Source organism: Coleofasciculus sp. E2-BRE-01 (assembly GCF_040221695.1).
GTDB lineage: Bacteria > Cyanobacteriota > Cyanobacteriia > Cyanobacteriales > Coleofasciculaceae > Coleofasciculus.
This window is the reverse complement of sequence record NZ_JAVKEA010000189.1, coordinates 18,364-31,128: the sequence shown is the minus strand read 5'-3', so window position 1 is coordinate 31,128 and position 12,765 is coordinate 18,364. Positions and strand designations below refer to the sequence as shown.

The window sequence follows — 12,765 nt, the reverse complement described above, 5'->3', positions numbered from 1 at the left end:
TCGGTTCGGACTTCGGCGTGAGCGCTCAGTCGAACGCTGACGCTCAACGTTGGCAAAAAAAACTGATAACTAAACTCAACCTGCTCCAATACTGCTCAAAAGCATGTATTTAAGAGCGGAAGATCCCCCCAAACCCCCCTTAAAAAGGGGGGCTTATTAGTTCGCTCCACCGGATAAAAAAGCCAAGCATCCTGCGTCTTCCCCATGCAAAAAAAGCGAAGCATCCGCCGACTTCCCCATGCAATAGAAGCGAAGCAACATCTGGTCTCCCCCTTTTGAAGGGGGACGGAAGGGGGATCAAAACGGGGACGGAAGGGGGATCTAATACCCAATCTGTTTCAGGAACCCCCTTTTGACTTCTGCATTTTGCTATAAAAAATGACATAAGACCCTTGTCTGTGATTTATATTACATTTTTAAACAAAAAGAATCACTAATACCTTTAAGGATTGATCACTTAGAGTGATCGCCAAATCTTCGATATTAAAGTTTTGATAAAGAATTAAGGTCAAATTAACTCTGTAGAGGGGTAACGGACGATCAGGTTGAAGCGTAACCTTGATCAGGGTAGTTCTATTATTTTTTGTTGAGTCGATAAAGAGGTTCTTAACTAAACGACAATGTTACAAACTGCTATGTTTAGCGTACAAAGCCGAGGGATGTCAGAGTTTGTTCAGTCAGAATTTCTCCAAGCGTTGCCACCCCGACAAGCCACTCCCAACTTGACTCTGACCCGTGTCCCTATCGATCCAACCGTATCATTTGAATTATGGACACCCAAATGGACACCTAGACTACGCGAGTTTAGTCCTGTAGAACTTAATCTGCTAGAGTGCGATCGCCCGCGTGTCAATCGGATTCTATCCAAGTTAACCTGGTTAATGGGCGCTATCTGTGTGCCAGAAGATGAGTTTGGAGTCGGAGACTGTCAACCCATCTATGACTGGGATGCAGTTCTGGAATTTGTGACTCGTGAAGGTCGCTGTGTTAATCCAATTGTGACGCGGGTTGGGTTCAATCCCCAAACGATTATCCCCATTTATGATCGAAATCGCAAACAAGAGGGCATTATTCCGCCTCAAGCCTGGGAAATTTCACCGCCCCACTGGTCAATTATTTTTGATGACCTGATTCCAGGTGAAGACGGTTTTCAACTTAAACAAAGCGGCGATTGGATATCTGTGGAAATTTGGACAGGTAAACCTATACGTCGAGAAGTTAGAAGTGGCAAGTTTTATACCGAATATCATGATCTTTACGCCACCAGTCGATTAGCCAAATTCTAAAGTAAGGATCAAGAACATAAGATAAATGACACTAGTGGCGTGACCCACCTTAATTGTGACTTTAGAAAAAAGCTAAGCTGTCATGCATTTAAATTGGGTATTAGTAGCGAGCAAGATGCTCTCACTACAAGGATTTCGTCATTGTTGACATTAAGGTTTGAATGCCGAACAGCTTACAACCATTACCTGACAAGGTTTTGATCTAATTTCCTATTGCACCATTTTAGTTGGGTCACACCAAAAGTATGAGATAGGGGGGAGAATGTAAAGTTTTGTAGGCGATAGGGATCGTTATCGAGGAGTTTAACTATAATTCATTCAGTTGGTTGAGTTGTCCTTAAAAAAATATGATTTTTATAAATTTGATTAAGCAAATCCCCGGAAGTAAAAAGTTAGCTCAGGCATTAGGTCTAACTACAAAATCTATTCCAGGTGGACGCCGTTTTCTCTTAGAAATATTACCTAAACAATCAATAGGTGCTGAAATAGGAGTCCATACAGGTAATTTTTCTTAGAAAATTATTGACTCGATTTCCCCAAAAGAACTACATTTGATTGATCCTTGGGAGCATCAGACTTCGGACACATACGCAGAGGCGTGGTACGGTGGTGGGGCTAAAGAGGGGCAAAGAACTATGGATGAACTTTACTCAGCAGTTTGTGATAGATTTTCCCAGGAAATGCAAGCTGGACAAGTAAAGGTTCATCGCGGTTATTCAACAGATATTCTTGAGCAGTTCCCAGATGAATACTTTGACTGGATATATATTGATGGAAACCATTTATATGAGTATGTTAAGAAGGATTTAAAATTATCCTTCAAGAAAACCAAATCGGGAGGTTTCATCACAGGAGATGACTATAGCATTGGTGGTTGGTGGAAAGGTGATGTAAAACAAGCTGTCGATGAGTTCAGAAAAAGAAAAGGTATTAAGCTAGTCGAACTATGTAATGGTCAGTTCATATTTCGCAAAAAGGCGGAAAACTAATACAGCACGGCAGAAATACTTGAGCAGCTAAAACCTCTCCAGCTTCCCCAGCTTGCAGGGAAATGATCAAAAAATTTTGCCGTCATGCACTAGAATCCTCTGTTCCCTATTCCCTCTTTTAACAAGAACGTAGCCGCGTCAGCAAAACCAAAATTTCATCAATTGCCTCACGGATGGTACTCACTGATTGATTGGATTGATTCACCATAATACTAAACACCAACGGCTGATAATCGGGAACCTCCACATAACCAGAAAGTGCTGACACGCCCGTCATGGTTCCGGTTTTGGCATACACTCGACCTTGGGCTGGGGTATTCTGAAAGCGCTGTCGTAGTGTTCCTTCTACCCCAGCCACGGCTAAGGAATCGCGATAGGATTGTGCCATCGGAGTTCGTGCGATCGCCTGTAGGGTTTGTACAATAGCCGTGGGACTAACCAGATTGTGGCGAGACAATCCTGAACCATCAGCAAGGACATAGGATTCTGGTTCAACCCCTAATTCTGCTAAACTCGCTCTAATCTGTTCCCGTCCAGCCGTAGCCGTTGACTCATCCGCCTCTTTGTCAGTCACACCTAGCGATCGCAATAAGGCTTCTGCATATAGATTATTACTGTTTTGATTGGTTTCGCTGATCAGTTCACTCAGGGGAGGAGAGTCTACCGCCGCTAATTCAGTGTCTTCTTGAAAATTCGGTTCAGTCGTCACCAACCCTCGTTCAACCTGAATTCCAGAATCCGCTAACGCCCGACGGAAATGCTGGAGAAAATAGTCCGCCGGATCAGGAATTGCCACCGCCGTTAACCAAAGTCCTGCATCCGCCGCTAATTGACCGCGAATTCGCAATAAAGGTTTACCCAGCACCCCAGAAATGTTAATTGATTCCGGTGATTCGGCTTCAGCGGTAACAGTTTCATTTTCAATCTGCCATTGGTTTTCCGCAATGGGATCAGCCCAAGTAACATTGAGGGGTTGTCCGACGTTTTGAGGAGTTAAGGTTAGTAAGACCGCATTTTCATTGAGGATTAAACTATTGACAGCAGTCCCATAATAAAATTGAATATCTGACCATTCCCAGGTTGGGTTAACCTTAGGTTCACTAAAATAGCGATCTTCGACAATCAGTTGATCCACGCGGCGAATTCCCTGACGCTGAAGCTGTTGGGCTAAGTCTTTTAACTGATCCGTATTTAAACTGGGATCACCTCGCCCAATGACTCGTAATTGGGTGATCATTCCATTTGAAGGGGTGCCATAAACAGAAGTGCGAATGCGAAAATTAGCACCGAGTTGGGATAAAGCGGCGGCGGTGGTGAATAATTTGAGATTAGAGGCGGGGATAAAATAGCGATCGCGTTCACGACTATATAGGGGTGTGTCTGAGAATAGGGGTTGGATCAGGATACCCCAACGGGCATAATCAAATTCGGGACGATTTGCGATCGCGTCGATGGAAGCTTTGAGATCAGCCGGACAAATTGTCGGCGCTGTATCCGGGGAGGGTTCAACCGTTGTCGGCGCATCCGTTTGAGCCGTGACTGGGGTGGGTTGGGTGACGAATTGCGCTTCAAGTACCAACAGCAACAACAGCAGCAGTTGTTTGGGATTAAACCTAGAGCCGTAAGGACGTTGATTGGGTTTGAACGAGAAAAGGGAATTGAGCATAGGGAAAGGTTTTGGCTACCTCTGATACTGTACAGGGAATCAGTACAGGTTTGGAAGCTGTAGGGGCGTAAAGCCTTGCGTCCCTTTGAATCGTAAAATCTATTCCACCCTTTTAGATCGGTCACACTATAACATGGAAAAAACCATTAATCTAAGATCATTTCACTGATGCATACAAACTGGGTAATCAGGGCAAATCTGTTACCCCCGAATCATAGCTCAACTGACTTAAAAACCTTGTTAATTACCCCCGATGATGGATTGAGTAAACCAAAAACCAGGGTGACGCTCCTCTGTCGCCTTATACTAAAGATTAACCTTCATGACGGGATTATGGACTATGGTATTGCAATCCCTAAGCCATTCCATTTTGAAGATTTCAGGAAAAATACCGCTTCGCGTTATTTTGGTTGTCCCCTTTGTCCTGCAAATTTTTACAGCCGTCGGGCTTGTTGGCTATCTTTCCTTTAAAAATGGTCAAAAGGCAGTAGAAGATCTCGCCGGACAGTTGCAAGAGGAAATTAGCGATCGCATTGAGCAAAAACTCGCCAACTACTTTACCATTCCCAGCCTAATCAATCAAATCACAGCCCGGGCAATTCGCAGCAATTTATTACGTTTAGACAACCAAGCGTCTCTAGAACATTACTTTTGGAACCAAGTTCAAGTTTTTGATACAGTTAGCTACATTTACTTTGGCAATGAACAAGGTGGATTGGCGTCAGCGGGTCGCCTGGATGATGGTAGTTTGATTATTGAAGCCACTGATAATTTTGTCGCCGGGGACTACAAAATTTACTCAACCAATCATCAAGGTCAGCGTTTAGAACTGATTAGCGTTCAGGATCACCACGACACCAGAGTCCGACCCTGGTACAAAAATGCTGTGCAAGCGGGTCAGCCAATCTGGGGAGAAATCTACGCTTATGCGGCTTATCCGACCTTGGGAATTCCCTTTGTTGAACCCTTTTACGACCAGACTGGAAAAGTTCAAGGTGTTTTGTCTGTTGATTTAAACATTTCCCACGTTAGCGAGTTCTTGCGCCATCTAGAAATTGGTCGTTCTGGTGAAACCTTTATTATGGAACGTTCTGGACTGTTAGTGGCGAGTTCGACCGCCAAAACACCCTTTAAAAAAACGGATAAAGAGATCACGCGATTACGAGCCAGGGAATCAAATGAACCCTTAATCCGTTCGACTGCCCACTATTTAATCGACTACTTTGGTAATTTAAACCAGATTAGTCGTAGTCAACAACTTGACTTTAGGCTTGAAGGTCGGCGACACTTTGTTCAAGTCCACCCCTTTCAAGACGAATTTGGTTTAGATTGGCTGATTGTTGTCGTGGTTCCAGAAGCTGATTTCATGGAACAAATTTATGCCAATACTCGCACAACCCTATTACTCTGTATCGCTGCATTACTCGTAGCCACCTCAGCCGGATTGTTAACCAGTCGTTGGATTGCCCAACCCATTATGCAACTCAAAGCCGCAGCTACGGCGTTGTCAGAAGAGAATTTTGACCAGACTGTAAACCTAGACCGTTCTGATGAGGTGGGAGTGCTGGCGAAAGCGTTTAATCGCATGGCGCTTCAGTTACAAGAATCCTTTGTGGCTTTAGAGCGTAAAAATACTGAATTACAGCATCTCGACCAACTCAAAGACGAATTTTTAGCCAATACATCCCACGAACTCCGCACACCCCTAAATGGCATTATTGGCATTGCTGAATCTTTAATAGACGGCGCAGCCGGACAATTACCAACGAAAGTCCAAGAAAATCTCGCCATGATTACCTCAAGTGGCAGACGATTGTCCAATCTGGTCAATGATATCCTGGATTTCTCGAAACTCAAACATCACAACCTAGAATTACAAATTAAGCCCGTCGGCTTGCGAGCCATCGTTGATGTTGTATTGAATACGTCTCAGCCACTGGTTAGCAAAAAACCTTTACAGTTAATTAATTCAATCCCTCCTGATTTTCCATTGCTTCATGCCGATGAAAATCGGTTACAACAGATTTTTTACAACTTAATTGGCAATGCTATCAAGTTTACAGAACAAGGGACAATAGAGGTGTCAGCACAGGTGAAAAACCGCGATTCTATGAGTATGAACATTGACAATACTCCAGCAGAATCCCAACAGGCTAACATTATCGTCGCTGACACGGGTATTGGGATACCAGAGAATAAATTAGAGAAAATTTTTGAATCATTTGAACAAGCCGATGGCTCGACCAGTCGCAAATACGGCGGTACGGGTTTAGGTTTAGCCGTAACTAAAAAATTAGTGGAGTTGCAAGGGGGAACAATTCGGGTGACATCCACAGTGGGTGTCGGTTCACAGTTTCGCTTTTCCTTACCGCTTTCCACTCAGCCAAGGCAGGATTTTTCTCCAGCCTCACACTCTCCAGTCCTAGTTCAATATCCATTGATTGATGAAGACGAAAACGAAGACGACCTAACTCCGTTAGAAACTCAAGTCTGTTCACTAGAATCGTTTAAAATTCTGGTGGTTGATGATGAACCAATTAATCTTAAGGTTTTAGAGAATCAACTCTCTTTAGCCAACTATTCCTTGATGTACGCGACCAATGGTTTAGAGTCTTTAGAAATTATTGAGAGTGGGTTTAAACCAGATTTAATTCTATTAGATGTGATGATGCCCAGGATGACTGGGTATGAAGTATGTCAGAGGCTTAGAGTCAATTTTTTGGCGAGTGAATTACCGATTGTGATGTTAACGGCAAAAAATAGACCGACTGATTTAGTAGAAGGTTTTATGTCCGGTGCTAATGATTATTTAATCAAACCATTTTCTAAATCAGAATTACTTGCGAGAATCAAAACCCATATTCGTTTAACTCAAATTAACAAAGCCTATGGTCGGTTTGTTCCCCATGACTTTCTGCGCTTTCTGGGTCATGAAAGTATTGTGGATGTCCAATTGGGAGACCACATTCAGAAAGAAATGACCATTATGTTCTCTGATATTCGCTCATTTACCAGCCTATCAGAAGCCATGTCTCCCCAGGATAACTTTAACTTCATTAATGATTATTTGAGTCGAGTCAGTCCAGTGATTCGAGAAAACCGTGGCTTTATTGATAAATACATTGGCGATGCGGTTATGGCACTTTTCCCAGAATCAGCAGATGATGCGGTTCGGGGTGCGATTGCGATGCAACACCAAGTTACCCGCTACAATGAGTATCGGCAGCAACAGGGTGATGTTCCAATTGCCATTGGTATTGGCTTACACACTGGAAGTTTAATGCTGGGGACGATTGGCGAACGGGAACGGATGGAAAGTACTGTGATAGCGGATGCTGTCAATCTGGCATCTCGTTTGGAAGGGTTGACCAAGGTTTATGGTGCGAATATTCTGGTTAGTGGACAAACCTTATTTAAACTGGAAGACTTTCAAAACTACAACTATCGATTCCTAGAGCGGGTTACCGTAGAGGGAAGAAAATTAGCCGTAGCCGTTTTTGAAGTCTTTGATGGAGATTCTCCGAATAGTCAGCGTTTAAAGAGACAAACAAAAACCTTATTTGAACAAGGTGTTCTACTTTTTTATCAACAAAGATTTGCAGAGGCAAAACGTATTTTTCAGGAAATCGTGACAATTAATCCTCAGGACAAAGCGGCTGTTTTTTATCTAAACAAGAGTTTACCCGGCTTTCTCACAAAGATATGAAAAAAGGGGTCAAAATATACCAAACTATAGAATGTTTTGACCCCAACCTCAACAGAGGCTATCCCGACATAATTCAATTTTAAATACGATCACACTTGACTCAAAGCTTGCTGTAAACGGGGTTTATCTTGTTCTTTCTGGTGTAATAATACCCAAGACTCCATTAGATCAGGACCATGGACATCACCCGTGAGTCCAGCACGCAGCGATCGCATGACTAACCCTTTCTTAACTTTTTGCTGTTTTGTTACCTGTTTGATGATTTGTCCTGCGGTTTCTGGACTGAATTCCGGCGTATTGTCTAATGCGTCCAAAACCGCGTTCAGTACATCTGTAGCCCCTTCTTTTTTAAGTTGCTCAATTGCATCTGGGGTCAACTCAACCGAGTCGGTAAAGAACAGCCGCGTCATCTCCACCGCATCCGGTAAGCGCGTCAGACTCGGACCAATCACAGCTGCTAATCGTTCTAACCAAGGGCGATTATTTTCCGGGTTAATCTCATACCCAGCTTCTTGCCAATAGGGAATCAGTAACTCGACTAATTCTGATGGTGATTTTTTGTGCAGATATTGACTATTGAGCCAATCCAGTTTATCCCAGTCAAATTTTGCTCCCGCTTTATTCACCCGATCAAAACTAAACTGTTGGGCGGCTTCGTCTAGGGTGAAAATTTCCTGGGTTGAATCCGGTGGCGACCAACCCAGTAACGTCATATAATTTGCCATGGCTTCTGGTACAAACCCCATATTCTGAAACTCAGAAATCGAGGTTACGCCATCGCGTTTAGACAGTTTTTGTCCCTGGGGATTAAGAATTAACGGGGTGTGAGCAAATTCGGGTACGGTTGCGCCGAGGGCTTCATACAGTAATATCTGTTTGGCAGTATTGGCAATATGGTCTTCCCCTCGGATGACATGAGTGATTTTCATATCTATGTCATCAACCACTACCGCTAGATTGTAGAGAGGCTGACCAATTTCACCTTGGGATGCAGCGCGGGCAATTACCATATCCCCCCCTAAATCACTCCCTTTCCAGGTGAGTTTACCGCGCACCAGGTCATTCCAGACAATCTGGCGATTATCGTCAATCTTAAACCGAATCACGGGTTGTCGTCCCTCCGCTTCAAACGTGCTGCGTTGTTCGGGGGTGAGATTGCGGTGACGGTTATCGTAGCGAGGGGCTTCTTTCCGGGCTTTTTGGGCGTCCCGGAGTGCCTTGAGTTCGTCTTCTGTGGTGTAACAGTAATAGGCTAACCCGTTATCTAAAAGGGTTTGAATCGTATGGTGATAAAGGTCAAACCGTTTCGATTGAAAAACTGGTTCTTCATCCCAGTTGAGTCCTAACCAGGTGAGTCCATCCAATATATTCTGGGTATATTCGGGACGCGATCGCGTCTGGTCGGTATCTTCGATGCGTAGAATAAACTGACCCCCGTGGTGTCGGGCGAATAACCAGTTAAATACGGCGGTTCTGGCGGTACCGATGTGTAAATTTCCGGTGGGAGACGGTGCAATGCGGACTCTAACAGTCACAAGATCAATCTCTGGTTAGGGTTGGCTAAGTATTTTCCAGCTATTCATTGTAGCGTAGAACAGCGCTCAGTTGTCGTTGGCGCTGACTTGAGCCTGTTCTTAACGTGATTTACCCATGGATAAAGTAGGAAGAATCACCCACCTTTGCTAATTATCAGGTGCTAAACACTCCCTCACCCATCCCCGAATTTTTTTTCAAACCACTTCAATAAACTTTTTGCCTCCTGGTAAATCTGCACCTACCACATAAAAATTATGAGGATAGATCCAGTTCGTATCCATAGGACCATGAATTTGAATACCCGTCATCACCGCATACTTAAATATAGAAGAATCTAAGGGATGCAGGAGGGTTTCTACATCATCAGAAATAATCTGACAAGCCAACTTAGTCATCTCAACTAAATTCGGTTTGTCTCCATAATTTATAGTGGACAGTATTTTTTGTCGGATAATAGATTGTTCCAGATCCTCGATATCCATTTTCAGGTTAATACGTCCTGATTCTAACTCGTTGACAATCGCTTCTAATGCACCACAGGCATGAGACGCCTTGTGGATGCCTTCTCGATAAACCTTGCCAATTTCTCCGTCTCTAGAAATCGCAATATGAGGCATGGCTAAAAACGTAAAGCGGCGTATTCCGTCGAAAATCGGAACGTGGTTGGTTGCGGCGGCTAAACCCGTTTTTCCCATCATCACGAACCCAGCAAGACTACAACAATTAAAGGTTTTTCCCCAGTATTTAACGACTTCATTAAGTAACGGATCAGTAATTTCGTCCCGACAGAGTGCTGCCAGTCCCATTGTATTTTCATCTTCAAAACCCAGGGCTTTTAAACAATGGAAAGTTTTTTTCATGTAATCTTCCATAGGTAATGCACCCGAAAAATACCGTTGAAGATATTCATGGAAAATTTGGTAAGTGCTTGAGTCATAACCCGTGAATGGCAACATGACACCTTGAGTATCCTATAATTTATCGAAAATTATTGTATTGGAACATTGTAATTCAGTATAAAACACGAATCTGGGAAGTCAAAATCTCGGAGGAGAAGCCCACAGTCTAATCTTTGGTTGACTGTGGGAGTACGTCACTGCGAATAGAACTCACCCAGTAGCGGTTGAGTGAGTAGGCATTGCATTCTGTCCCAACTAGACCTAAATTCTTTAAGCATTTTACGGGACTGACGGGGCTCGAACCCGCAACTTCCGCCGTGACAGGGCGGTGCTCTAACCAATTGAACTACAGTCCCAATTTCCGAGCCGAATTCCATTATTACGAAGATCTATGGATTTGTCAAGCCAGTTCCGAAAAAAATTTTTTCTTGGGGTTAGAGAGGGGGTGTAGGGGAAGCAGGGAAAGCAGGGGAAGCAGGGGAAGCAAGGGAAGCAGGGGGAGATATGACGAATGACAAATGACGAATGACAAATGACCAATTGCAGAAACAAATTCTGCCAAAAATGTTTCAACAACGGTAAATTAACCCAGAACGCCTATTTCATGCCTAGAGGTTTCAACGTCTCTATCTCTCCATCCATTCTCCTTGCCTTCTGTGGTAGCCTGATTACCACCGAGGCTACTGCATTCCCCGATATCCAAAGCCATTGGGCAAAGGATTGCATTAACCAGATGGCATCTCGAAACCTAGTCACGGGTTACCCGGATGGCACGTTTCGCCCCAATGGTTCGATTACCCGGGCAGAATTTGCGGTGTTGATGCTGAATGCGTTTCCCGACGCCGAAGTTAAACGCAGTGGGATTACGTTTACAGATGTACCACAGCGTCACTGGGCATATCGGGCAATTCAAGACGCTTATCAACGGGAATTTTTCGCGGGTTATCCGGGGCGGATTTTTCAACCCAGTCAACCGATTCCCCGTGTGCAGGCGATTGGGGTATTAGCGGGGGCGAAGAATTACAGCATTCCCAGTAATCCATCGGCAACCGTGGGACAGTATTTCCAAGATGCCTCTGGTATTCCAGGATACGCCAGGAATGCGATCGCGGCGGCGGCGGTGAATACTCTGGTGGTGAATTATCCCACAGTGAAACAGCTTCGCCCCAATCAACGGGCGACGCGGGGCGAAGTTGCGGCGTTATTGTGTCGGGCGTTAAATATTTATGCAGTTCCGCCTGAGTATATAGCTGGGGTTGAAATTCATCCTCAACAGGTGCGGACATTACCCGGAGGACTAAATTCTGTTCCCACATTTAATAGTAATTATCCCGAATTAGTCAGAAGCGAAGGAATTTTGTTATCCACGTTTTCCTCAACCGGAAAACGCATTGCTTCTGCCCATCTGAACTTTCCCTTTCAAGGGCGTTTCGATATTTTTACCCATCATATCGCTAGGGCAGAAACTCAAGCAGAAACTCGTCCCCTTTATCAGGGATTACTGCTGCACAATCCTACCGATAAACCCGTAACGGTTGAGGTTTTGCAAGCGGCGAGTTATTTAAGTACTCCCGATGCCCCATTTATTGACTTACCGGATATAGTGGATAATCCCAATGGTCAGATTTATTCGGGACCCGGTAGTCGCACGATGAATGATGTACTGCGGGGGATTCGTCAGGACGGGTTTCCAGAACAAATAGTCTTAGCAGCAGGGCAAACTCAACTGTTGATGAATCAGCCGATTCCTATCCGACGCGCACCTGCATCGAATGGGCGTTCCACGATGATGCGGTTAAGCAGTAATGGTTCAGTTTATGTTGCCAATTTAGCCATGAAAGCAGCGCAAAACTCGAATGGTACATACCGCGCCCCGACATTAGCTGAATGGCAAACCTTATTAGTCGAAGGGGAATTAGCCAAACCCCGTAATCTTAAGCCAACCCCCCTTGACCCGCCTAGAGAACCGACGGTATTTGGACGAGTTGCCGGGGTGTCCCAAGGGACACAATGGTTAGCAGAGATTACGGATACTTTAGAATCCTATAGTCTAAGAATTCCCCAACCCGGTGAGGCATTTTCCTATGTTTTAGGAACACTCCATTTGATTACGTTGAATACAGGTCAAATTCAAAGTGCGCCGATGTTAGCCCGTTATCCGGATACGGCGTATTATGCTCATAGTAATTATGGCGTTGAATATAATCTAACGTTACCTCTTAAAAATACAACCAGTCAATCGCAAACGGTAACGGTATCGATGCAAACACCGTTAAAAGATGAGGCAGGGTCAGATAAATTACTGTTTTTGAATCCAACCGTTGACCAGGTGTTTTTTAGGGGAACGGTTCGGGTCAGTTATGAAGATAATCAAGGGAAAAATCAGACACGCTATGTGCATTTAGTTCAGCGTCGGGGACAACCGTCTGATCCCTTAGTTACGTTAAATTTAGCGCCAGGGGAACAGCGAAAGGTAAACGTCGAATTTATTTATCCACCCGATTCCACACCGCCGCAGGTGTTGACGGTGAAGACATTGGCGAGGTAACAGCCCTCACCCCCAGCCCCTATCCCAAGCTGGGTAGAGGAGAGTTAGCCTCATTCCCAGGCTTTGAGAAGAGAATACTTTTGGCGAGGCAGAACCTGCCCTAGTAGCGGCATTTCGCTCATCATGACAAATTTT

The 12,765-nt window shown here is 44.4% G+C and carries 8 protein-coding genes and 1 tRNA gene; 5 read left to right on the top strand and 4 right to left on the bottom strand.

The features are described from left to right. The first annotated feature begins 620 nt into the window (after positions 1-620). From RIG66_RS23245 to RIG66_RS23235, 3 genes are all read left to right on the top strand, one after another. Positions 621-1,286: a hypothetical protein gene (locus RIG66_RS23245; protein ID WP_446381076.1), complete on the top strand. Its 666-nt coding sequence runs from the start codon at positions 621-623 to the stop codon at positions 1,284-1,286. Between the two features lie 347 nt (positions 1,287-1,633). Next, positions 1,634-1,801 (top strand): hypothetical protein, encoded by a 168-nt coding sequence (locus tag RIG66_RS23240; protein ID WP_446381075.1) that lies wholly within the window; start codon positions 1,634-1,636, stop codon positions 1,799-1,801. 36 nt (positions 1,802-1,837) lie between these two features. After that, complete coding sequence (locus RIG66_RS23235; RefSeq protein ID WP_446381074.1) at positions 1,838-2,275, top strand: class I SAM-dependent methyltransferase; 438 nt, start codon at positions 1,838-1,840, stop codon at positions 2,273-2,275. A 118-nt stretch (positions 2,276-2,393) separates the two neighbouring features. On the opposite strand, the gene dacB is transcribed toward RIG66_RS23235, so the two are convergent. Then, positions 2,394-3,941 carry a D-alanyl-D-alanine carboxypeptidase/D-alanyl-D-alanine endopeptidase gene (dacB, locus tag RIG66_RS23230; RefSeq protein WP_446381073.1) on the bottom strand — a complete coding sequence of 516 codons (1,548 nt, stop codon included), beginning with the start codon at positions 3,939-3,941 and terminating at the stop codon, positions 2,394-2,396. 322 nt (positions 3,942-4,263) lie between these two features. Between dacB and RIG66_RS23225 the strand changes: the two genes are divergently transcribed. After that, positions 4,264-7,647, top strand: coding sequence for an ATP-binding protein (locus RIG66_RS23225; RefSeq protein WP_446381072.1), 3,384 nt, complete (start codon positions 4,264-4,266; stop codon positions 7,645-7,647). An 89-nt stretch (positions 7,648-7,736) separates the two neighbouring features. On the opposite strand, the gene gltX is transcribed toward RIG66_RS23225, so the two are convergent. The 3 genes from gltX to RIG66_RS23210 all read right to left on the bottom strand — a co-directional run bounded on the left by gltX (position 7,737) and on the right by RIG66_RS23210 (position 10,438). Further along, positions 7,737-9,182, bottom strand: a complete 1,446-nt coding sequence (gltX, locus tag RIG66_RS23220) for a glutamate--tRNA ligase (protein ID WP_446381071.1) — start codon at positions 9,180-9,182, stop codon at positions 7,737-7,739. 195 nt (positions 9,183-9,377) lie between these two features. Continuing rightward, on the bottom strand, positions 9,378-10,139 hold the full coding sequence (locus RIG66_RS23215) for a hypothetical protein (RefSeq protein ID WP_446381070.1): 762 nt from the start codon (positions 10,137-10,139) through the stop codon (positions 9,378-9,380). A gap of 225 nt (positions 10,140-10,364) precedes the next feature. Beyond that, a tRNA-Asp gene (locus tag RIG66_RS23210) sits at positions 10,365-10,438 on the bottom strand. 248 nt (positions 10,439-10,686) lie between these two features. On the opposite strand from RIG66_RS23210, the gene RIG66_RS23205 reads away from it, so the two are divergent. Then, positions 10,687-12,630, top strand: a complete 1,944-nt coding sequence (locus RIG66_RS23205) for a DUF3370 family protein (protein WP_446381130.1) — start codon at positions 10,687-10,689, stop codon at positions 12,628-12,630. Positions 12,631-12,765: the final 135 nt, after the last annotated feature.